This window comes from Nonomuraea sp. NPDC004186 (assembly GCF_053603495.1).
In genome coordinates this window covers 1-22,832 of the sequence record NZ_JBSGFQ010000065.1, presented here as the reverse complement: position 1 = coordinate 22,832, position 22,832 = coordinate 1, and the positions used below count along the sequence as shown (strand labels likewise).

Sequence of the window (22,832 nt, the reverse complement as noted above, 5' to 3'; positions counted from 1 at the left end):
GTCACGGCCCCCCTCCGGCTGACCTGCGCTTATCGTCGTCGCACCCCCTGAGACCCGGAGGATCCATGAATCGCGCCACCCGGGCGGCCGGCGCCGCCTTCGTCGGGACCACGATCGAGTGGTACGACTTCTACGTCTACGCCACGGCGGCCGCGCTGCTCTTCGACGACCTGTTCTTCCCCAACGCCTCCAGCCCCACGGTGGCGCTCATGGCGTCCTTCGCCACGTACGCGGTCGGCTTCTTCGCCAGGCCGCTCGGCGGCATCGTGTTCGGCCACTTCGGCGACCGGGTCGGCCGGAAGTCGGCGCTGGTGGTCACGCTGCTCATGATGGGCGGCGCGACGTTCGCCGTGGGCCTGCTGCCCACGTACGCGTCGATCGGCACGCTCGCCCCCGTGCTCCTGGTGCTGCTCCGCTTCGTGCAGGGGCTGGCGGTCGGCGGCGAGTGGGGCGGGGCCGCGCTGATGGCGGTCGAGCACGCGCCCGCGGGCAAGAAGACCTTCTACGGCGGTTTCGCCCAGCTCGGCAACCCGGCGGGCGCGCTGCTGGCCACGGGCGCGTTCAGCCTGATGACCCTGTTCGGCGACGACGCGCTGCACTCGTGGGGCTGGCGGGCGCCGTTCATCGTCTCGGCCGTGCTGGTGCTGGTGGGCCTGTTCATCCGGCTCCGCGTCGAGGAGTCGCCCGTCTTCGAGGAGACCGACAAGACCGGGGTGCCGATCAAGGAGGTCTTCCGCACGTCGTGGCGGTCTGTCCTGTTCGGCATCGGGACGCTGCCGGTCGCCATCGGCGGCTACTACATCCTCACCACGTTCCTGCTGTCGTACGCCACGGGCCCGTCGGTCGGCGAGACCGAGCAGCTCATCCTGAACGGCCTGAGCTTCGCCGCGTTCGTGGAGCTGGTGGCCACGCTCGGCATCGCCTGGATGGGCGACAAGTTCGGCGGGCGCAAGGTCGCCATCTGGTTCCTGATCGCCACGGCGGTGCTGGCGGTGCCGCAGTTCGCGGTGCTCGGCACGCACAGCACGTTCCTGATCTTCCTGATGCTCGGCGTGATGCGACTGGCCACCTCGGGCACGTACGGGCCGATGGCGGCGATCCTGTCCGAGATGTTCCCGCCGCAGGTCCGCTACACCGGGATCTCGCTCGCCTACCAGGGCGCCGGCGCGATCTTCGGCGGCCTGTCGCCGCTGGCCGCAACCGCCCTCGTCGGCGCGTACGGCGGCGCCGCGTGGCCGGCCGTGGCGCTGCTGGTCGCCATGTGCGCGCTCAGCGTGCTCTGCCTGGCCGTGGCGCCCCGTCACCGCGACCACGTGCCGGCCGCTCCGATCACCACCGAATAGGAGAGTGCATTGTCCACCACCGTCATCACCGGCGGGAACGTCATCACCATGGACCCCTCGAACCCGTACGCGCGGGCCGTGGCCGTACGCGACGGCCGCGTCCTGGCCGTGGGGCGCGAGGAGGACGTCCTCGCCCAGGCGGGCCCGGGGGCCGAGGTCGTGCGGGCGGGCGGGCGCAGCGTGCTGCCCGGCTTCATCGACCCGCACAACCACCTGCTGTCCACCGCCGAGACGCTGGTGGCGGTGGACGCGCGCTACCCGGCCGTGGGCAGCGCCGCCGACCTGGTCGCCGCCGTCGCCGCCGAGGCAGCCAGGACCCCGGCGGGCCAGTGGATCAGGGCCTACGGGATGGACGACGCCAAGTACCCCGGCGGGCGGCCGACCCGGCGGCAGCTCGACGAGGCCACTACCGAGCACCCGGTGATCGTCTACCACGTGTCCGGGCACCAGGCGGTGGTCAACTCGGCCGCGCTGTCCTGGCGCGGCATCGGCGACGACGTGGCCGACCCGGCGGGCGGCGCGTTCGTGCGCGACGAGGGCGGGCGGCTGACCGGCATGGTGCTGGACTCGGCGATGGAGCTGCTCCTGCCCGTGGCCGTGGACATCGGCTGCCACGGCCCGAACTTCCACGTCGACCTGCCCCTGGAGCAGCTGCGGTCGTGGCTGGAGCTGGCCGGGGAGACGTACCTGCGGGCCGGGGTGACGACCGTGTGCGACCCGCAGGTCTCGCGCCGCGAGCTGCTGGTCTACCGGTCCGCCTGGGAGGCGGGCACGCTGCCGGTGCGTACGGCGGTCATGCCGCTGTCGCACATGCTGGACGAGCTGTCCTCGATCGGCCTGGCGGGCCCGTTCGGCGACGACCGGCTGCGGTTCGGCGCGATGAAGTTCTACTGCGACGGAACGCTGCTGGGCGGCACGGCGATGTTCGACGAGCCATACGGCGAGGGCTTCACCGGCTCCCTCTACCACCAGCCCGAGCAGCTCGTCGACCTCGTACGCCGGGCCGCGACGGCGGGCTGGCAGATCGGCATCCACACCCAGGGCGACCGGGCCATGGGCTACTCCCTCGAAGCGATCAGGGCCGCGGTGGCGGTGTCCGGCGACGACGCCCGGCCCAGGATCGAGCACTGCGGTCACCCGACGCCCGGCCAGGTCAGGGAGTTCGCCGCGCTCGGCGTGATCCCGGTCAACCAGCCCAACTTCCTGTACGACAGCGGCACCGACTTCGTGCGCCGGCTCGGCGAGCGGCGCGCGCACCGGCTGCAGCCGATCCGCGAGGAGCTGGACGCGGGGCTGCGCCCGGTGCTGTCCAGCGACTCGTTCGTCTCCTCGCTGCGGCCCATGGAGACGGTGTCGAACGCGGTGCGCCGCCGCACCAGGGAGGGCGGCCCGATCGGGGCTGAGCAGGCGATCACCCTGGAGGAGGCGCTGCGCGCGCACACGATCGACGCGGCGTACGCGCTGCGCATGGAGGACCGGATCGGGTCGCTCACGCCCGGCAAGCTCGCCGACGTGGTGGTCCTGGACGGCGACGTCCGGAGCCTGCCCGCGGACGCGCTGTCCGGCGTGGACGCGTGGCTGACCATGCTCGACGGGGACATCGCCTACCGCGCGGGGTAGCCCGCCGGCGGGCCGGCTTGTGGGGCGGCCCGCCCCGCCGCCGGGCGCGGATACGATCGAGTGGTCCCGTTCGGAGGAGGAGGCGCGGTGCCGGGCACGGAGGAGCCGAAGGGCGGCGAGCCACAGGCCGCCGGGCCGGGCAAGCCTGTCACCTGGCTCATGCTGATCTACCGGGTGCCCACCGAGCCGACCAGGCTGCGGGCCGCGGTCTGGCGCAAGCTGCGCAACCTCGGCGCCGTCTATTTGCAGAACTCCGCGGCCGCCGCGCCGCGCACCCCGCAGAGCGAGCGGGCCCTGCGGGCGCTGCGCAGCGAGATCGTCGAGTCGATGTCCGGCCAGGCGTTCCTGGTCAGCACCTCGTCGGTCATCGGCGAGTCCGACCTGGTCGCGCTCTACAACGCCGCCCGCGACGACGAGTACGAGGAGATCCTCGACAAGTGCGCCGACTTCCACGAAGAGGTGGCCAAGGAGGTGCGGGCCAAGCACTTCACCTACAGCGAGCTTGAGGAGAACGAGGAGGATCTCACCAAGCTCAGGGGCTGGTTCGAGAAGGTCACGGTCCGCGACGTCCTCGGCGCGGCCCGGCGCAAGGAGGTCGTCAAGGCGCTCGACGACTGCGCGCGGACGCTGGAGGAGTTCGCCGCCTCGGTCTACGAGGCCGAGGACACCGCGATCTTCCAGCACGGCGCCGGGTGAGCGCCGGGCTATCGGTCGCGCACGTCGATCCGCAGCGCGATGGCGAAGGCCGCCATCAGGCAGACGCCGAGCACCGGCGCGAGCACCGCTGACGGTGGCCCGAACGCCAGCAGCGCCACCGTGCCCATGGCCAGCGTGACGACCACGGCGACGGCGATCTTCCAGTCGTCGCCGACGATCAGGTCGTACCAGAACTGCCCGAATCCTCGGATGAACCCCATGTCTAGCTCCCGGAAACAGTCGGCACGACCGCGGACGGACGCCTGAGCGCGCGCACCATGAGGCGCGACAGCCCGTACCAGGCGGCGATGAGCACCAGGATCGCCAGGTCGGCGCCCGGCCATTCCAGGCTCTCGCGGCTGTCGGTGAAGATGCCGAGCCCCTCGACCGACCAGTACGTCCCGAAGCCGGCCAGCAGCAAGCCGACGCCGTACTTGAGGGTGTTCTCCGGCACCTTCGACAGCGGCCCCCTGACGGCGACGCCCACGACGAGCACGAGGAGCACGCCGACGACGGCCGCCGCGATCGCCACCGGCAGGTTGCCGGCGCTCAGGCCGAAGGTGATCACGATGAAGACCACCTCGACGCCTTCGAGGAAGACGCCCTTGAAGCTGATCATGAACGAGAACCAGTCGAGCCCCTTGGCGCTGACCTCGCCCGCGCCCTTGGCGGCGGCCACCTCCTCGGCGTAGATCTGCTCCTCGTCGTGCATGGCCTTGCGCCCCGACGACCGCAGGATCGCCTTGCGGAGCCACTGCAGGCCGAAGATCAGCAGCAGGGAGCCGATCGCGAGCTGCAGCGCCGCCTCCGGCAGCCAGGTCGCCAGGGCGTAGCCGGCGGCTGCGGTGAAGGCGGCCAGGGCCACGAGGGCCGCCGCCACGCCCATGAGCGTCGATCGCCAGCTCCGCGTCATGCCCATCGCCATGACGATCGTCATCGCTTCGACCATCTCCACGATCGAGGCCAGCAGCACCGCCGCGCCCAGGCCCCATGCAGCCGCAGCCATCGGCCCCACATCCTTCCGTTGCGCAAAGAATGTAACAGCCGTTAGTTTGCCCACATGTCAGTTGATATGTCTACGCGGTGCGGCGAAGGGCATGTGCTCGCCCTCCACGTATGCGGGGAACGGCTGGTAGACATTCACCCCCGGGTCCCCGCGGAACAGCAGGGCCGAGACGAACGGCTGCTCCTCGCTGGTGATCCGGGTCGAGGTCGGGATGTAGCGGATGGTCAGGCCGCAGCGGCGGTGCGGCGAGGTGTTGGCGTTGGAGGCGTGCAGGATGTTGGGGTGGTGGACCTCCACGTCGCCGGCCGCCAGGACGAGGTCCACGGCCTGTGACTCGTCCACCGTCACCGCGCTCTCCGAGCCGAGCACGTTGTCGATGTCGTCGCGCTGCCGCAGCTCGTGCAGGTCCTGCCGGTGCGAGCCGGGGATCACGCGCAGGCAGCCGTTCTCCGTCGTGGCCTCGTCCACGGCCAGCCAGAGCGTGACCACGCGCATCGGCTCCAGCGGCCAGTACGCGCCGTCCTGGTGCCACAGGACCGGCTTGCCGGAGAAGGGCGGCTTGCTGATGTAGTGCGAGGCGAACAGCGCGATGTCGGAGCCGACGAAGAGCTCGGCGATGTCCAGCAGCCGGTCGTCGCCGACCAGCCGCACCCAGAAGGGGTCGCGGGCGACCAGCTCGGTGCCCAGGTCCTCGCCGTTCAGGTCGGGGTGCTTGGCCTGGAGCCAGGCGACGTGCTCGCTCGCCTCGGCGATCAGGTCGCGGTCGAGGACGTCACGGAAGATCGTGTAGCCGTCGCGGTCGTAGTCCTGAAGGGTCCGGTCGACTCTCACCATGCGCTCCTTGTGAGGGTGGGGCGTCACTCGGATTCTTCGGTCTTCGCGGGACGGGTTACTAGCAATCACCGCTCCACAAGTATTAATTTCCTGACATGCCGACCGTCCTGCGCTGGGTCGAGTTCGCGGCCGGCCTGCCTTACCACGCGGCCCTGGTGCCGGTGAAGGGTGGCCGCAGGGACCGGCCTGAGCCGCATTCCCACGCCGACTTCCACGAGCTGGTCCTCGTGACGGCGGGGGCGGGCGTGCAGCGGGTCGGCGAGGCGGAGCAGCCGCTGCGCGCCGGGGACGTGGTGCTGGTACGGCCGCACGACCGGCACGAGTTCGCCTCGGCCGACGGCATGCGCTTCGTCAACATCGCCTTCCCGAGCGAGCGCTGGCGGGCCTTCGCCGACCTGGCGGGGCTGGCGGGACCGGCGGACTGGGACCGCCGGGAGCTCCCGCTGTCGGCCCGCGCCGACCTGGACGGGCCGGTGGCAGCGGAGTTCGGCCGCCTGCTGGCCGCCTACTCCGGCGTGCCCCGCGTGCTCGACCTGGTCGGGCTGCTGACGGCGGTCGTCCCGCTGCTGGAGGGCGCCGACGGGACGGCCGTGGACCGGCGGCCCGGCTGGCTGGTCTCGGCCTGCGTCGCGATGCGGCGCGAGGAGAACCTGCGCGAGGGCCTGCCCCGGCTGCAGTCCCTCGCCGCCGTCAGCCCGGGGCATCTGGCCCGCTCGATGCGCAGGCACTACGGGTGCACGCCGATCGGGTTCGTGGTCGGGCGGCGGCTGGAGCACGCCGCCCTGCTGCTGACTACGACGACGGAGGGCATCGGCCGGATCGCCCAGCGCTGCGGCTTCTCCGGCCAGTCGTATTTCGGCCGGCTCTTCCAGGAGCGGTACGGCATGGCCCCGCGATGTTACCGGGAGGTTACGCGGCGAGCCGTCGTTCCTCTGGACAGCCAAGATATCAAGTGATTAGATGACTTAATCCCCCCAAGATCGAAGAGGAGGCCGGGCATGATCCGGTCACTTGGTGTCGCCGCCGTCATCTGCCTCGCTATCACCGCCTGCTCCTCCGGCGGATCCGCGCCCAAGCAGGCCGCCGGCAAGACGGAGCTGAAGCTCTACAACGACAAGGGCGCCTGGAGCAAATACTTCGACGAGATGGGCAGCCTGTCCAAGCAGCAGATCGGCCTGTCCATGAAGCCGGTCGGCTACACCGACGAGCCGACGTACCAGGCGTTCATCAAGGCGTCGTTCCGCACGGACGTGAAGCCCGACCTGTTCACCTGGACGACGGGCGGGCGGCTGGCCGAGATCGTCGCGCAGAAGCAGGTCTCCGACACGTCCGCCATCTGGCAGGAGGCGATCAAGAACGGCGACCTGTCCGCCGACCTGGCCAAGTACTACACGGTGAGCGGCAAGCAGTACTGCGTGCCGCTGAACGCGGCGTACTGGGGCATGTTCTACAACAAGAGCGTCTTCGACAAGTACCAGCTCAAACCGCCGGCGACGTGGGACGAGCTGGTCAAGGTCGCCGAGACGCTGAAGAAGAACGGCGTCAAGGCCTTCTACCACACCAGCGTGCTGTTCTCCTTCGTCTGGTTCGAGCAGCTCCTGGCCGGCACCGACCCCGACCTCTACGACCGCCTCTCGACGGGTCAGGCGAAGTACACCGACCCCGGCGTGGTCGACGTGATGAAGCGGTGGAAGTCGATGATCGACGCCGGCTACTTCAACAACCCCGGCGACAAGACCGACCCGGGCGACGTGCTCAAGACCGGCAAGGCCGCGATGGTGTCGTTCGGCACCTGGTTCAACACGAGCATGACGCAGCGCGACATGAAGGCGGGCACCGACTACGGCTTCTTCGTCATCCCGAACGTCAACCCCGCGCTGCCCAAGACCTCGATGATCTTCGAGAGCGGCCCGCTCTGCTCGCTGGCCAAGGCGCCCGACCCCGACGCGAGCACCAAATACCTCAAGTGGTGGGTGAGCTCGTCCGCCCAGGAGAAATGGGCCACGGCCAGGGGCGACGTGTCGGCCAACCCCAAGGTCGCCATCGCCGACCAGGCCATCGCCGAGGTCAGCAAGGCCGCGGGCAGCGGTGACTACCGCCTGGTGAACCGCTACTTCGAGGCCACCCCGCCGCCGGTGCTCACCGCCGCGCTGGACGGCTTCGGCGCCTTCGTCGTCAAGCCGGACACCTACCAGAAGGTCCTGACGGACATCCAGGCCGCCGCCGACGAGTACTGGAGCACGCACCCGCAGGGCAACTGAGCGCCGGTCAGGGCAGGAAGCCGCGGTGGCGGGCGGCGATCACCGTCTCCATGCGGGTGTGCGTCCCCAGCTTGCGCATCGCGTTGCGCAGGTAGCTCTTGACCGTCTCGGCCCGGATCCCGAGCCTCTCCCCGGTCTCCGCGTTGCCGCAGCCCACGGCGACCAGGGCGAGGACGTCGAGCTCGCGCGGCGACAGCGGGCTCGGCCGCTCCGGGGTCCGGCCGTCCGGGCGGGCCAGCCGGTCGCACACGTCCTGGAGCCGGGCCCGGAGCCCGGCGTCGGCGACGTCCTGGGTGATGGCCCTGAGCTGGGCGTGCGCCTGGCGGACCGCCTCCCACTCGCCGGCGGACGGCGACTCGCGGGCGGCCCGGGTGATCGCCGCGGTCTCCATCTCGGCCAGCCGCCGCTCCACCTCCCGCCTGACGGCCAGCTCGAAGCCTACCCGCGCGGCGACCTGGGTCATGGCGTCCACCACGCGGTCGCTGATCGACAGGGGCTCGCGGATCCCGCCGTACAGGACGCCGGACACGCCGCCGTCCACCGTGACCGGCACCGCCGCGATGGCCCGCAGCCCCTCGGCGATCACGGGTTTGTCGTACTCGTGGCTGATGCGCGGGTCGGCGGCGTAGTCGTCGACGGTGCCGGGGCGCGCGGTGGTGATCACCCGGCCGCCGAGCCCGTTGCCCGCGCCGACGACCAGGCCGCGCAGCGCGCCGGTCAGGGTGCCGCTGAACTCCGTCAGCGTCACGCCGAGCGAGCGGGACCCCACCACGCCGCCGAACACCACCGGCAGGCCCGTCGCCCGGCGCAGCCGGCCGATGGCGGTCTGGAACGCCTCACGATCGATGGGCGCGTACGGTGCGGCCATGGGTCCAGCATGGACGAGGCCCGGGGCGGAGAGCCACCCCCGAAAGGGGGTGGTGCCGGGCCGGGTCCGGGGGAATTCTCCGTTCATGGCTGACGCACTGCTCTCGTACGCCTCGGGCGGGTCCGAGGTCCCCCTGCTGGGCGAGACGATCGGCGAGAACTTCGAGCGCACCGTGGCGCGGTTCGGCGAGCGCGAGGCGCTGGTGGACGTGGCGGCCGGGCGCCGCTGGACGTACGCGCAGCTCGACGCCGCCGTGAACGAGGTGGCGCTCGGCCTGCTGGCCCGCGGCATCGGCAAGGGCGACCGGGTCGGCATCTGGGCGCCCAACTGCGCCGAATGGGTGCTCGTCCAGTACGCCACCGCCAAGATCGGCGCGATCCTGGTGAACGTCAATCCCGCGTACCGGGCCCACGAGCTGGCCTACGTCGTCAAGCAGTCGAGCATGCGGCTGCTCGTCAGCGCGGTCACGCACAAGAGCAGCGACTACCGGGCGATGATCGACGAGATCGGGTTCGGGGACGCGGTGTTCATCGGCGGGCCCGGCTGGGACGAGCTGGTCGAGAGCGGCAGGCGCGCCGACCCGGCCCTGCTGGCGGAGCGGGCGGCGCGGCTGACGTTCGACGACCCGATCAACATCCAGTACACCTCGGGCACGACCGGCTTCCCCAAGGGCGCCACGCTGTCCCACCACAACATCCTCAACAACGGCTACTTCGTCGGCGAGCTGCTCGGCTACACCGAGGCCGACCGGGTGTGCCTGCCGGTGCCGCTCTACCACTGCTTCGGGATGGTCATGGGCAACCTCGGCGCGACCTCGCACGGCTCGTGCGTGGTGCTGCCCTCGCCGGGGTTCGACCCGGAGGCGACGCTGCGCGCCGTACAGGCCGAGGGGTGCACGTCCCTGTACGGGGTGCCGACGATGTTCATCGCCGAGCTGGCCCTGCTGACCGGGTCCGGAAATTTCGATCTTTCGACGCTCAGAACGGGCATCATGGCCGGATCCCCGTGCCCGGTCGAGGTCATGAAACGCGTCGTCAGCGAGATGAACATGACCGAGGTCGCCATCTGCTACGGCATGACCGAGACCTCACCCGTGTCCACGATGACCCGCCGCGACGACGGCCTGGCCCGCCGCACCGAGACCGTCGGCCGCGTCATGCCGCACATCGAGGTCAAGGTCGTCGACCCGGAGACCCCGCTGGCGCTCCCCCGCGGCGTGCCGGGCGAGCTGTGCACCCGCGGCTACTCGGTCATGCTCGGCTACTGGGCCCAGCCGGACGCCACGGCCGAGGCCATCGACACCGCCCGCTGGATGCACACCGGCGACCTGGCCACCATGGACGCCGACGGCTACGTCAGCATCGTGGGCCGCATCAAGGACATGGTGATCCGCGGCGGCGAGAACATCTACCCGCGCGAGATCGAGGAGTTCCTCTACGGCCACCCGGACGTCGCCGACGTGCAGGTGATCGGGGTGCCCGACGAGAAGTACGGGGAGGAGCTGATGGCCTGGATCGTCATGCGGCCGGGCGTCGAGCCGCTGACGGCCGAGCGGGTCAGAGAGTTCTGCGCGGGCCGCCTGGCCCACTACAAGATCCCCCGGTACGTGCACGTGGTGGACGCCTTCCCCATGACGGTCACCGGCAAGATCCGCAAGGTGGAGATGCGCGAGCGGGCCGCCGGCATCCTCGGCCGATCATGAAGGACCGGCTCCGTAGCCAGGAGAACCACGGAGCCGGCCCAGAATGCGCGTCGTCACGGCGAGCGGCCCGTGAGCCTTCACGACCGGCCAGGACGGACGGTCACCGACGTCGGCGCGTGCGGCCCAGCGTGCGCAGCCGTAAAGGATGGGCCTGAAGATCGGCGCGCGGCCCAGCGTGCGTAGCCGTAAAGGATGGGGGTTATCGTGCCGCCGCGCGTCAGTTCTGGTCGAGGAAACGCTGGGCCAGCGTGCGGCCCAGGGTGACCGCCTGGGTGTGGTTCTCGATGGTCTGGACCTTGGTGCCGGAGCCGGTGAAGACGATGTACGTGACGCCGGTGTCCGTGCCGCCGTTGCTCGGGTCGGGGTTGATGCCGAGGTCGGCCGCCGTCCGGTAGGACGCCTCGCCGATGATCCCGCTCGGCCCCGTGTCACCCATCACGGCGTACTCCACCTGCCCGTTGTAGACGATCGCCACCACGGTGCCGCAGCCGATGCCCTTCGTCCGGTAGTCCCAGATGGAGCTGGAGCTCGGCACCACCATGTACGCGAGCTGCGCCGCGTTGAGCGGCGAGTCCCCGCTGGTGTGACAGGCCGTGTCGGGCTGGAAGCAGCAGTCGGTGTTCTCGTTGCACTGCGTCGTGCGCACCCCGTCGCAGTCGATGTCCATGTCGCCCTTCCAGAACACCGCCCCGGTCTTCTCGCACACCGCGACCGTCGCCGAGCTCACGTCGGAGTCCGTCTTGTACTTGCCGTTGGAGATCTGGCTGCACGCGGTCACCTTCGCGAGGAGCTGGTCGGCCGTCGGCCCGGTCCCGCCGCTGCCGGTCGTGCCGGTGGCCGCGGCGCTGTGCCCGGACTCGTTGCCCGCCGCGTCGATCGCGGTGACCGTGTACGTGTGCGTGGACCCGGCGGTGAGCCCGCCGATCGTGGCGCCGGCCGTCGGCGTGGTCGTGACCACGGTCGTCCCCTCGTAGACGCGGTAGCCGGTGACGGCCACGTTGTCGGCGGAGTCCGTCCAGGCCAGCGTGATGCTGGCGGCCGAGGTGCCGGTGACGCGGACGTCCGCGGGCACGGTCGGCGCCTGCCCGTCGGGCCCGCCGGAGCCGCTGACCGAGAGCCGGTCCACGTTGGGGCCGCCGTTGGCGGTGGTGCCGGTCGCGCGGACGGTGTTGACCCCGGCGTTCAGCGACACCGTCAGCGCGGCGTCCGCCCAGGTGTCCCAGCTGCCGGTGCCGGGGAAGTCGCGGGTCTGGACGGCGGCGCCGTTCACCGCGACGGTCATCGGCCGGTTGACGGTCGTGCCGTTGGCATACCTCAGCGTGAGGGTGTGCGTGCCGGCCTCGGCCACGTTGACGGACCACTCGATGTAGCCGCCCACGGCGTTGACGTAGTCGACGAAGCCCGAGCCGGTGTAGCCGGTGTGGTTGGTCGCCACCGAGGCTTCCGAGAGCGTGGCGGCCTCGGCCTGGTACTCGGTCGCGGGCGCGTCGGCCATGGTGACCTCGAGGTAGTCGAGGTTGGGGTTGCCGCCCGAGGCCGTCGAGGTGACGCGGATCTTGTTGTCGCCCGCGGCGAGCGTGGCGGTCAGGGTGGAGGTGGCCCACGTGGTCCAGGCCCCGGTCGGGCCGAAGGTGCGCCCGGCCGAGACGACCGTGCCGTTGACCGAGACGTCGGTGGTGCGGGTCGTGGTGGTGCCGTTGGCGTAGCGGATGGCGAGCGTGGCGGTGCCGGCCGCGGGCGCGTTCACCGTCCACTCGGTGTACGGGCCCGCCGCGTTGTCGCTGTTGACGAAGCCGGTGCCGGAGAACCCGGCGTGGTTGGACTCGACGACGCCCTGGACGTTGGTGGCGTTCTCGGCCTCGTACCGCACGGTCGCGGCCCGGGCGGGTAACGCGACCAGACCGGTGACGGCCAGGCAGGCGGCGGCCAGGATGACGAGGCGGCGTAAGCGTGGGGGGTGCACAGGCGTTCCTTCCGATCAGCGGACGTCTCAGGAGACGTCGAGGTAGTCGACGTTGGGTCCGCCGTTGGCGGTGGTGCCCGTCAGGCGGACGGTGTTGGCCCCGGCGTTCAGCGACACCGTGAGCGTGGCGTCCGCCCAGGTGTCCCAGCTGCCGGTGCCGGGGAAGTCGCGGGTCTGGACGGCGGCGCCGTTGACCGCGACGGTCATCGGCCGGTTCACCGAGGTGCCGTTGGCGTACCGGATGGTGACGGTGCGCGAGCCGGCCTCGGCGGCGTTCACGGTGAACTCCACGTACGAGCCGGTCACGTTGTCGGCGTTGACGAACCCGGTGCCGGAGAAGCCGGAGTGGTTCGACTCGGCGGCACCCTGGGAGATCGTCGCGTTCTCGGCCTCGTAACGGGTCGCGGCGGCGGCCGGCCGGGCGCGGATGAGGCGGGTCTCCCCGGGGCGCAGGGTGGCGCTGTAGGAGGTGGCGACGGTGCCCTCGGAGGCGCCCGACCACAGGTTCGTGACGGCGGCCGGGCCGGTGAAGCCGGCCTGCGCCCAGGTGACGCTCACCGTGGAGTTGCCCGACGTGCCGGTGTTGTAGAGCGCGACGATGTAGTCGCCGTTGGCCTCCCGCTTGCGCCACACCTGGTTGACGCCGCTGTTGACGACGCGCTGGGCGGCCACGCCGTCCTGGTTGACCGCGATGAGCCGGTCGTTCTTCAGCATCGCCAGGTCGACGGAGGTGAGCGCGGTCAGGTCGGTGCCGAGCAGCAGCGGGCTGGCGGCCATCGCCCAGTGCGTCATGTGCGAGCGGCGCTGGTCGGCGGTGAGCCCGACCTGGTCGCCGTTGCCGATCTGCAGCGAGTCGTAGTCGTTCCAGCCGCCCGGACCGGCGTACTGCTGCCAGGAGGCGGCCGAGTTGAACCGGCTGACGACGTGGGACCAGTCGGTGAGCGGGTAGCCGCTGCCGTTCGGGCCGGACCCGCAGTAGCACTCGACGTCGCCCTGGGTGCGCCAGCTGTTGGCCAGCCGCTTCCAGGTGGTGGCCTGGGCGATCGGCAGGTTGTTGGAGAGCGCGAAGTTGATCGGCCGGCCGGTCTGGCGCAGCGCCTTGTCCCACGCCTCCACGTCGGCGACCGTGGACGCGTCCGCGCCGTCGATCTTGAGGTAGTCCACGCCCCACGAGGCCATCTGGTCGGCCCACGAGTTGATGAACGCCTGCGCGCCCGGGTGGGAGTACTTGAGCCGGTACATGTTCTTGCAGTTGTAGTTCTTGTGGGTCTGCGAGGTGTCCGCGATGTCCTGCGCGTGGTACGACGTCCCCTCGATCGGCTTGTTGGCCGTGACGGCGTTCTTCGCGATGCCCGGGGTGACGTAGAAGCCGAACTTCAGCCCCTTGGCGTGCACGTAGTCGGCCAGCGCCTTGATCCCGGACGGGAACTTGGCGGTGTCGACCGCCCAGCGGCCGTAGTCGTCGACGACGAAGCCGTTGGAGTCGCACTTCTGGTAGAAGTCGTCGAGGTTGACGTAGACGTAGCCCTTGTCGGCCAGCCCGCTGCTGACCAGCGCGTCCGCCTGGGCCTTCATCTTGGTCTCGTCGGGCCAGCGGCGGACGAAGCTCCAGCTGCTCCAGCCCATCGCGGGCCTGATCGACAGCCCGTTGTCCGAGGCGGCGGCCGGTGCCGCGGGCAGGGTCAGGCACGTGGCGGCCACCGCCAGCGCCGTGAGCCCCGCTTTCATGAGCCCTGCTTTCATGAGCACCGCTTTCATGAGGCGCCTCCCGTCGTGACGTCGATGCAGTCGAGGTTCGGGTTGCCGCCGTCGGTCGTCGCGGTGACCCGCAGCGTGTTGGCCCCGGCGTTGAGCGGGACGGTGAACGTGTCGGTCGCCCAGGTGGTCCAGGCGCCGGTGCCGGGGTAGTCGCGGTTCTGGGCGGCGCCGCCGTTCACGGTGACGGCCGCCGGGCGGCTGGTCGTCGTCCCGTTGGCGTAGCGCAGCGCGATCGTGGCGGTTCCGGCCGCGGGCGCGTTGATCGTCCACTCGGTGTAGGCGCCGGTGATGTTGTCGCCGTTGACGAAGCCGGTGCCGGAGTAGCCCGCGTGGTTGGACTCGACGGCGCCCTGGGAGATCGTCGCGTTCTCGGCCTCGTAGCGGGTGCCGGTGGAGCCGCCGCCGCCCGCGTACTGGCCGCCGACCCACGCCTCGTCCACCCGCCAGCGGGCGACGCCGTGGTGCCCGGTCTTGGAGAGCCGGACGTAGCGGGCGGTGACCCCGCTCAGGTCGATGAACTGGACGCCGCGGGCGTTCGGCACGGTCCCGGTCTTGACCGCGCTCCCCCAGGTCGAGCCGTCGTTGCTGACGTGCACCTGGTAGCCGGAGATCCGCGCCGACCCGGACGACGGGTAGACGGTGGAGTCCTCCCGCTGGTTGAACGCCAGATACTGGACGGGCTTGGCGGACCCCAGGTCGAAGGTGAGCCGCGCGGGTTCGGCGGCGTCGCTGTCCCAGTAGGTCAGGTAGTTCCCGTCACCCGCCGCCGCCGCGCCGTGGCCGCTGGTGGACGAGCTCGCCGAGAGCGTGACGCCGGTGTAGATGCCCTGACGGCCGCTGGTGACGACCTTGAAGACGGTGTCGTACTGGTCCCAACTGGAGATCCCGCTGAGCGTCAGCGTGCCGCCCGACTGCGTGAACGCGACCGGCGCGCCCGTGCGCAGGTTCGTCACCGAGCCGACCCGGTAGCCGTTGTCGCGCAGCGACAGCGTGCTGCCGGACGGTGGCGTGATCACGTGGATGTAGTGCCGGTTGGGGTCGTCCTTGGCGACGGTGGTCACGCCGTGCGCGCCGTTGTTCCAGAAGCCCGGCTTGAGCCCGCCGAACATGTAGCCGCCGCCTTCGGTGCCGCCGAGCGACTCCCAGATGGCCGAGAGGTACGTGTTCGCGAAGTTGTTGAAGTCGGCCTGCTGGGCGGGGAACTTGCCGTTGACCATGGCGGTCTCGGCCATCAGCGCCTTGACCGACGACCCCGCGTTCGTGATGAGCCGGCCGAGCGTGAGCTTGCGGTCCACGGCCTGGTCGGAGCCGCCGTACCACCAGGGGCCGCCGGTGGGCAGCTTGAAGTCGGCCTCGATCAGCCGCGGCAGCGCCGTGTAGACCGCCTGCGGGTAGTCGTACGACGGCGTCATGCCGGTCTTCTGCTCGTTGCTGATCATGTCCATGATCGGCGTGTCTTCGTTGTTGTTCGAGATCGTCATGTCGGGGCGCTGCTGGTAGATCTTGGCGTAGAGGTCGTTGCGCTCCCAGTAGGCGTTGTCGTTGTCGATCCAGAACCCGGCGAGCTTGGGATAGCGCTGCATCTGCTCGAAGAACTGCAGGTAGCTGAACTCGCCGAACCCGTCGCGGGTGGTCAGGTCCACGTCGTGGCCGACGTAGCTGGAGAAGGCCGAGGAGCTGAGCCACGACCCCGACGACAGGCCCTCGTTGTGCCACTGCGGGTCGTCGGTCATGTAGTGGATGACCTTCAGGCCCTGCGCGTCGGCGGCGTCGATCAGCTCGCCGAGGAAGTCCCGCGTGGTGCGGCAGGAGCCCGGGATCGCCGACGGGTACGGCCGGGCGTAGCCGAGCCGGCTGTGGAAGGTGGCCAGCACGATGTACTGGGCGTGCAGCTTCTTGGCCTCGTTCACCCAGTAGGAGGCGCTCCAGCCGCCGTTGGTGACGTCGGCCTCCCACGCGCTGCAACTGGTGTGCTGCGGCGAGGTCCGCTCGCCCCAGTGCAGGAAGAGGCCGGCGATCGAGTTGCGCAGGAACGCCTGGCGCGGGTGTTGCAGGTCGGCCCGCGCCGGGAGGGCGGTGAGCAGGCCGAGCAGGAGCGCCAGGACGGCGAGCATCGCCGTGCGTCTCATAATGCTCTCCTAGGATCCGGGGGTGAACGCCGGGTCGCTGCTGATGGCGACCCGGTCGAGGCGGGCGCCGTCCTCGCGGTAGGCGAAGGTGATCGTGCGCGCTCCGGCCGCCAGGTCGTACGTGACGGGCAGCTTGGCCCAGTGCCAGGAGGTGCCGATCGGGATGTTGTTCCAGTTCGTCCACGAGCCGGTGCCCGAGCGCACCCAGAACGAGTCGTCGCCGTCGTTGGCGGCGATCACGCGGGCCCAGACGGCGAACGTGCCGTCGTGCTCGACCGTGAACGGGATCGTCGTCCAGCCGGTGGAGGGCGCGCTGGACTTGCTGTTGTTGCCGGCGGCGACGGTCACGTACGAGCCGCCGGACGCGGCCTGGTCGGCGGCCGTCTGCATGGGGGCGGTGACCGTGCCCGCCTCCGCCTCGGCGTACAGGCTGTCGGGGGTGCCGGGGACGGGCGTGGAGTTGGTGGCGCGCACGCGCAGCGCGCCGCCGGAGGTGTCGGCGCTGTCGCGCACGGCGTAGCCGCTGACGCCGCTGAACCCGACGTCATAGGCACTGCCGCTGCCGCGCTGCGCCACGACGCCGTTCACCTGCACGTCGGAGGCGTCGTCGGCGATCGCGTAGGGCCGGTTGTCGTTGTCGTCGAACCGGGTCTCGCCGTTGAGCGTGATGCCGGTGGCGTGCCTGATCCAGTAGCCGTACGAGGGGCGCGCGCCGTAGTCGCGCGGCGGGTAGGTGGTGAGGAACTCGCCGGGCACCCGGGTGGCCTCCGAGGCGGGGTGGCCGCCGGGGACGGTGAGGTCGACGTTCTGGAACGTGATGCCGGGTCCGAGGTCCACGGACGGCGTGCCGGTCAGCGTGCTGGTGTAGTCGGAGGCTCCCACGGTGCCGGTGACGACGGGCGCGGTCAGGTTGGTCCCGGTCACGTTGGAGATCGTGATGTTCCGGATCCGTCCGGCGGGGGGCGAGCCGGGGCAGCGCTTCCGCTCACCGATCTTGAAGAAGAACGGCGACGTGGTCTTGGTGAGCGTCACGTTGTCGTAGTGGACGTCCTCGATGATCGCGCCGTCCATGGACACGATGCCGATCCCGGCCTTGCCCGCGCCCAGCACGGTGATGTTCTCGAACCGGAAGTCGCGGAAGCTCCCGCAGGTCTCCGACCCGAACTGGAGCGCGTTGTTCTCGTGCGAGTAGACGGTGGTGTCGCGCACGCGGACGTTCTGGCTGGTGTAGGTGTGGCCGAGCGCGTAGTCGCTCTTGAACACCAGGGCGTCGTCACTGGCCTCGATGCGGCTGTTGGTGACGGTGACGTTCCAGCTGTTGATCAGGTTGATGCCGTCGCGCACGCCGCTGCTGGAGTTGATCGTCTTGAGGTTGTCGATCGTGATGTCGTGGCAGCCGTTGATCAGGGCGGCGAAGTGGCCGCCGCGCCGGAACGTGACGCCTTCGAGGCTGACGTTCGAGCACTCGGTGAGGGTCAGCGCCTTGTCGGCCTGGCCGGAGGACGGGTTGCCGGTGATGAGGTTGCCGTCGCCGTCGATCGTGCCGGTGCCGGTGATGTGGAAGTCGGTGATGCCGCTGCCCCACATGAGCGAGTTGTGGAAGTGGCTGTGGCCGTAGTCCTGGTAGTCGTCGTTGGGGTTGGACTCGGCGGCGTCCATGCCGCTGCTCGCGGCCAGGAGGGTGGCGCCGGAGTCGAGCCTGAGCGTGACGTTGGACTTCAGGTGGATGGTGCGGGCCCGGTAGCGGCCGGAGGGAAAGACGACGGTTCCGCCGGGTGCCGCGCTCGCGGCGTTGATGGCGCGGTCGATGGCGTCGTCGTCGTTGGTCGAGCCGTTGCCGGTGGCGCCGTAGTCGCGCACGTTGAACTCGGCGAGCGCGTGCGCCGGGCTCACCAGGAGGGGGGCTCCGAGCAGGGCGAGGACGCATACCAGCAGGGCTCGGGCGAGCGGTTTCATGGCTGGAGCTCCACGTAGTCGAGATTGGGCAGGCCGCCGGCGGTGGTGGCGGTGAGCCGGACGGCGTTGGTGCCGAGGACGAGGGGCACGGTGACGGAGGTGGACACCCAGGTGGTCCAGGCGCCGGTGCCGGGGGCGTTCACGGCGGATCCGGCGGCGGTGCCGTTGACGGTGACCGCGAACGGCCGGTTGGTGCTCGTGCCGTTGGCATACCTGATCGTGAGGGACCTGTTGCCGGCCACCGCCGCGCTCACCGCGAACTCGACGTAGGCGCCGGCCACGTTGTCGGTGTTGACGAAGCCGGTGCCGGAGTAGCCGGCGTGGTTCGACTCGGCGGCGCCCTGGAAGATCACGGCGTCCTCGGCCTCGTACCGCGTCCCGGCCGGCGGCTGGGTGTTGGAGATGTCCTTGCCGTTGACGCTCACCCGGGACAGCACGAGGTTGTCGACGTTCGACGCGGTCGGCGTGGCCGTCGTGATCCCGGTGAACGTGCTGTTGGAGATCGTGACGTTCTTGATGTGGTCGGTGGGGCGGCCGTCCAGGTCGTACGCCTGCGCCGCGCCGTCGATCGTGAGGCCGTCGGCGGTGAAGTTCTGCACGACCGGCGGCAGGGAGCCCGAGGTCTCGTAGTTGAGCGTGACGTACAGGGCGCTGCGCTCCAGGTCGTGGCCGGTGATGCGGCGCAGGTGCACGCCGTCCACGAAGCCGCCGCGGTTGAAGCTGGTCTTGACGTAGAGGGCGTACTTGACCGGGTAGCGGCCGGGGAAGTCGGGCGCGTTGCATTCGCAGTCCTCGGCGAACACGTCGCGGACCCCGCCGGACATCTCGCTGCCGATGGTCACGCCGCCCCACCGGCCGCTGAACTTGCAGTTCTGGATCACGATGTTCTGCGAGGGGCGGTTCACCCGGCGGCCGTCGCGGTCGCGGCCCGACTTGATGGGAACGCAGTCGTCGTTGGTGTCGAACTTGCAGCCGGTGATCAGCACGTCCGTGCAGGAGTCGGGGTCGCAGCCGTCACCCTGGGAGTTGGTGGAGTAGAAGGTGACGTTCCGGACGGTGACGTTGGTGCAGTAGACCGGGTGCAGGGTCCACATGGCCGGGTTGCGCAGGTTGACGCCCTCGACGAGCACCGCCGTGCAGTTGTAGAGGCCGATCATGTTGGGCCGCAGCTTGTGGCCGCTGCCGAACTGGCGCTGCGCCACCGGGTGGTCGTCCGCGCCCCAGGACCGGAGCTGGTCGCGGTCCGCGCCGCCGCTCCCCCACGACGACCAGTCACCGGCGGGCGCGTTGCCGTCGATCGTGCCCGTGCCCGTGATGGCGACGTTGGTCTGGCCGTTGGCGTAGATGAAGGGCGAGTAGTTGTAGCACTCGATGCCCTCCCAGCGGGTGAGCACCGTCGGCAGGTAGGAGCCGGGGTCCGTGCGGAACCTGATGGTGCCGTTCACCTGGAGGTTGACGTTCGAGAGCAGGTGGATCTTGCCGGTGCGGAACGTTCCTGACGGCACCACCACGCGGCCGCCGCCCGCCGCGTTGCACGCGGCGATGGCGTCGCGGAACGCGGCCGTGCAGTCGGTGGAGTTGTCCGGCTTGGCGCCGTAGTCGGTGATCGTGAACGTGCGGTCGGGGAAGGTCGGCGGGACGATCCTGGCGAGGATCTCGGGCACCCGGTCCCACGGCGACGCCGCTGCCGTGGGGGTGGCGGTGATGGCCGACTCAGCGTACGCGGGCCCGCCGGTGGTGCCGGTGCCGACGAGGAGGACGCCGCCCGCTTTGATCAGGTCGCGCCGGGAGATCGTCACTGGACCACCTCCAGGTAGTCGAGGTTCGGGCAGCCGCCCGCCGTGGCGGCGGTGAGGCGGACGGTGTTGGCCCCTGCGGCGAGGTCGGCCACCACGCTCCGGGACGCCCACGTGGTCCAGGCGCCGGTGCCGGGGAAGGACAGGCCGGAGGCCACGACCCGGCCGTTGACGGCCAGGTCCGCGGGGCGGTCGGCGCCCGCGCCGTTGGCGTACCGGACGGTCAGCGTGGCGGGACCGGCCGCGGCGGCGGTGTGCCGCCACTCCACGTAGGCGCCCGCGGCGTTGTCGGTGTTGACGAACCCGGTGCCGGAGAACCCCGCGTGGTTCGACTCGACGACGCCCTGCGAGATCGTGGCGTTCTCCGCCTCCAGCCGGGTGGCGGTGGCCTGCACCTGCTTGTACGCGCGCATGTCGCGCAGCAGCAGGTAGCAGTTCTGCAGCGAGCCGGAGGTGTCGCCGAGCGAGCGGTAGATGCCCCACTTGGGGCGGACCCGGTCGCCGAGGAAGGTGTCGCCGGTCCTGGTGGCGTCCACGAGCGTGGCGCCGCCGCTGCGCAGGACCCACCGCACCGAGCCCGAGCCGCCGTCGCCGATCTTGATCTCGTACTCGGCGTCGATCCACTTGTCGTGCAGCGGCTCGAGCTCGGTGCGCCCCACCAGGGTGTCGGACTCGAAGATCTTGTGTTCGATGGTCTGCACGCCGTTCACGCGGCGCAGCGACGTGACGGTGATCGGGCTGGTGCCGGTGCCCGGCATCTTGGTCTGGCTGATGTGGGTGAAGGTCGTCGTCGCCTTCAGCGAGCTCGGGATGTACATCGAGTACGTGACCCGCCAGGTCTCCCCCGTCAGCCAGCGCAGGTAGCCGTCCGGGTTCCGGTTGCCGGTGACCTCCTGGCGCTGCCGGTCCGTCGACGTGTCGCGGTCGGCGGTGTGCATGTTGAAGCGGAAGGCGTTGCCCTCGGCGTAGATGTGGGGCTGCCCGGCCGGATGCGAGTCGGCGCGGTCGTCCTCGATCGTCTCGAACGCGCCCAGCCCGACGGCGGCCGGGTCGGGCGCCCACATGAGCTTCCAGGCGGGGGCGACGGTCAAGGTGCCGGCCGAGGCCGGCCTGACGGGCAGGGCGGGGGCGAGGAACGCGGCCCCCACCAGGGCCCCGAGCTGGCGACGGGTCACGCTCATTGGACCTCCAGGTAGTCGAGGTTGGGGCCGCCGTTCGCGGTGGTGGCGGTCGCCCTGACGGTGTTGGCGCCGGCGGCCAGCTGGGCGGAGACCGTCGTGGACTGCCAGGTGGTCCAGGCGCCCGTGCCGTTGAAGGGTTTGGCCGCCGCCACGACCGTGCCGTTGACCGCGATGTCCATCGCCCGGTTGGCCGTGGTGCCGTTGGCGTAGCGGAGGGTGAGCGTCGCCGTCCCCGCCGCGGCGGCGTTCACGGCGAACTCGACGTACGAGCCGGCCACGTTGTCGTAGTTGACGAACCCGGTGCCGGAGAAGCCGGCGTGGTTCGACTCGACCACGCCCTGCGAGATCGTCGCGTTCTCGGCCTCGTACCGGTTGCCCGGCGACGAGCCCCCGTACAGGACGCCGTTGATGCGGACGTCGCGCAGCACGACGTTGTCGGTGTTGGAGAGCTGCGGGGCGGGGGTGTCGATCTGGGTGAAGGTGCTGTTGGCGATCGTGACGTTCCGGATGTGGCTGGCGGCGGAGCCCGACAGCTTGATCGCGAACGGCGAGCCGGCGATGTTCAGGCCGTCCACGGTGATGTTCTGGATGACCGGGTTGACGATCGGGCCGTTGCCGGGGCCGGTCAGGCTGTAGTTCATGTCGATGTAGAAGCCGCCCCGGTCGCACGGGCCGCCCGTCAGGTTGCGGACGTGCACGCCGTCCACCGTCCCGCCGCGCCGGTTGTTGGTCTTCAGGTAGAGGGCGTAGAACGAGTGGTAGCTGGAGCCGGCGAGGATGCGGTTGTTCTCGGCGAAGACGTTGCGGACGCCGCCGGACATCTCGCTGCCGACCGTGATCGCGCCCCAGCGGCCGTAGTAGGTGTTGTCGCGGATGACGATGTCGGTGGACGGCACGCCCACGCGGCGGCCGTCGGTGTCGCGGCCCGACTTGATGACGGTGCCGTCGTCTCCGGTGTCGAACGTGCAGCCCTCGATGAGCACGTCGGAGGAGGATTCGGGGTCGACGCCGTCCACCATCGCGCCCCGGCTATAGATTTTGACCCGCCTGATGGTGATATTTCGGGATAAGACGGGGTGGATGGTCCACATCGCGGGGTTCCTGATGTCCAGGTCCTCGACGAGGATGTTCCGGCAGCCGTAGAACTGGATCATGTTCGGCTTGAGGAAGTGACCGTCGCCGAACTGCCGCTGCTCCACCGGCACGCCGTCCACGGCCTGCTGCTGCAACCGGTCCCAGTCCGGGCCGCGCTGGTCGTCGAAGCCGAACCAGGGCCCGGCCGCCGCGTTCCCGTCGATCGTGCCGGTGCCGGTCAGGGCGATGTCGGTCTGGTTCCTGGCGTAGATGAAGGGCGAGTAGTTGAAGCACTCGATCCCCTGCCAGCGGGTGAACACCGTCGGCAGGTACGAGCCCGCGTCCGATCTGAACCGGATGGTGCCGCCCGCCTCGACGTGCAGCCGCACGCCGGACAGCAGGTGGATCTTGCCGGTGCGGAACTTGCCGGTGCCGGGCACGAGCACCGTGCCGCCGCCCGCCGCGTTGCAGGCCGCGATGGCGGAGCGGAAGGCGGCCGTGCAGTCGGTGGAGTTGTCCGGCTTGGCACCGTAATCGGTGATCGGGAACGTGCGGTCGGGGAAAGTCGGCGGCACGATCCTGGCCAGGATCGCGGGCACCTGGTCCCACGGGGAGTCGAGCGGCTGGGCCGTGGCGGGCGCCGGC

17 protein-coding genes are annotated in these 22,832 nt (G+C 70.4%); 6 read left to right on the top strand and 11 right to left on the bottom strand.

Annotated elements, in window-relative coordinates:
• Positions 1-65: 65 nt before the first annotated feature.
• The 3 genes from ACWEPL_RS40115 (at position 66) to ACWEPL_RS40105 (ending at position 3,659) form a co-directional block, all read left to right on the top strand.
• Complete coding sequence (locus ACWEPL_RS40115; protein WP_363982371.1) at positions 66-1,343, top strand: MFS transporter; 1,278 nt, start codon at positions 66-68, stop codon at positions 1,341-1,343.
• A gap of 48 nt (positions 1,344-1,391) precedes the next feature.
• Entirely contained in the window at positions 1,392-2,963 is a 1,572-nt protein-coding gene (locus ACWEPL_RS40110; protein WP_452439275.1) for an amidohydrolase, read from the top strand.
• Between the two features lie 87 nt (positions 2,964-3,050).
• Entirely contained in the window at positions 3,051-3,659 is a 609-nt protein-coding gene (locus ACWEPL_RS40105) for a Chromate resistance protein ChrB (RefSeq protein ID WP_452439250.1), read from the top strand.
• Positions 3,660-3,667: 8 nt separating this feature from the next.
• Here the strand turns inward: ACWEPL_RS40105 and ACWEPL_RS40100 are convergent, their stop codons facing one another.
• Genes ACWEPL_RS40100 through ACWEPL_RS40090 form a run of 3 tightly spaced genes read right to left on the bottom strand, consistent with a single transcriptional unit; the run spans position 3,668 to position 5,499 of the window.
• Positions 3,668-3,880, bottom strand: a complete 213-nt coding sequence (locus tag ACWEPL_RS40100) for a hypothetical protein (protein ID WP_452439249.1) — start codon at positions 3,878-3,880, stop codon at positions 3,668-3,670.
• A gap of 2 nt (positions 3,881-3,882) precedes the next feature.
• Positions 3,883-4,665: a COG4280 domain-containing protein gene (locus ACWEPL_RS40095; RefSeq protein WP_452439248.1), complete on the bottom strand. Its 783-nt coding sequence runs from the start codon at positions 4,663-4,665 to the stop codon at positions 3,883-3,885.
• A 57-nt stretch (positions 4,666-4,722) separates the two neighbouring features.
• Positions 4,723-5,499, bottom strand: a complete 777-nt coding sequence (locus ACWEPL_RS40090; protein ID WP_452439247.1) for a phytanoyl-CoA dioxygenase family protein — start codon at positions 5,497-5,499, stop codon at positions 4,723-4,725.
• A gap of 95 nt (positions 5,500-5,594) precedes the next feature.
• On the opposite strand from ACWEPL_RS40090, the gene ACWEPL_RS40085 reads away from it, so the two are divergent.
• Complete coding sequence (locus tag ACWEPL_RS40085; RefSeq protein WP_452439246.1) at positions 5,595-6,455, top strand: AraC family transcriptional regulator; 861 nt, start codon at positions 5,595-5,597, stop codon at positions 6,453-6,455.
• 42 nt (positions 6,456-6,497) lie between these two features.
• Positions 6,498-7,760, top strand: a complete 1,263-nt coding sequence (locus ACWEPL_RS40080; protein WP_452439245.1) for an ABC transporter substrate-binding protein — start codon at positions 6,498-6,500, stop codon at positions 7,758-7,760.
• 7 nt (positions 7,761-7,767) lie between these two features.
• Here ACWEPL_RS40080 and ACWEPL_RS40075 read toward each other — a convergent pair whose 3' ends face one another.
• The gene (locus tag ACWEPL_RS40075; protein WP_452439244.1) at positions 7,768-8,628 is read right to left on the bottom strand and encodes a LuxR C-terminal-related transcriptional regulator; all 861 of its coding nucleotides are present in this window, start codon (positions 8,626-8,628) and stop codon (positions 7,768-7,770) included.
• An 85-nt stretch (positions 8,629-8,713) separates the two neighbouring features.
• Here ACWEPL_RS40075 and ACWEPL_RS40070 point away from each other — a divergent pair, with 85 nt between their 5' ends.
• On the top strand, positions 8,714-10,330 hold the full coding sequence (locus tag ACWEPL_RS40070) for an AMP-binding protein (protein ID WP_452439243.1): 1,617 nt from the start codon (positions 8,714-8,716) through the stop codon (positions 10,328-10,330).
• A gap of 217 nt (positions 10,331-10,547) precedes the next feature.
• On the opposite strand, the gene ACWEPL_RS40065 is transcribed toward ACWEPL_RS40070, so the two are convergent.
• The 7 genes from ACWEPL_RS40065 to ACWEPL_RS40035 all read right to left on the bottom strand — a co-directional run.
• Positions 10,548-12,293, bottom strand: coding sequence for a glycoside hydrolase family 75 protein (locus tag ACWEPL_RS40065; RefSeq protein WP_452439242.1), 1,746 nt, complete (start codon positions 12,291-12,293; stop codon positions 10,548-10,550).
• Positions 12,294-12,320: 27 nt separating this feature from the next.
• The gene (locus ACWEPL_RS40060; protein WP_452439241.1) at positions 12,321-14,021 is read right to left on the bottom strand and encodes a CBM35 domain-containing protein; all 1,701 of its coding nucleotides are present in this window, start codon (positions 14,019-14,021) and stop codon (positions 12,321-12,323) included.
• A gap of 26 nt (positions 14,022-14,047) precedes the next feature.
• Entirely contained in the window at positions 14,048-16,180 is a 2,133-nt protein-coding gene (locus ACWEPL_RS40055) for a discoidin domain-containing protein (RefSeq protein ID WP_452439240.1), read from the bottom strand.
• Between the two features lie 9 nt (positions 16,181-16,189).
• Positions 16,190-18,136, bottom strand: a complete 1,947-nt coding sequence (locus tag ACWEPL_RS40050; protein WP_452439239.1) for a glycoside hydrolase family 28 protein — start codon at positions 18,134-18,136, stop codon at positions 16,190-16,192.
• Positions 18,133-19,935 (bottom strand): glycosyl hydrolase family 28 protein, encoded by a 1,803-nt coding sequence (locus ACWEPL_RS40045; RefSeq protein WP_452439238.1) that lies wholly within the window; start codon positions 19,933-19,935, stop codon positions 18,133-18,135. Before ACWEPL_RS40045 ends, ACWEPL_RS40050 begins: the two co-directional genes overlap by 4 nt.
• Positions 19,932-21,113, bottom strand: coding sequence for a CBM35 domain-containing protein (locus tag ACWEPL_RS40040; RefSeq protein WP_452439237.1), 1,182 nt, complete (start codon positions 21,111-21,113; stop codon positions 19,932-19,934). Before ACWEPL_RS40040 ends, ACWEPL_RS40045 begins: the two co-directional genes overlap by 4 nt.
• Positions 21,110-22,832 (bottom strand): glycosyl hydrolase family 28 protein (locus ACWEPL_RS40035; RefSeq protein WP_452439236.1); only part of this gene is annotated, 1,723 nt, incomplete at its 5' end. The genes ACWEPL_RS40035 and ACWEPL_RS40040, both read right to left, overlap by 4 nt.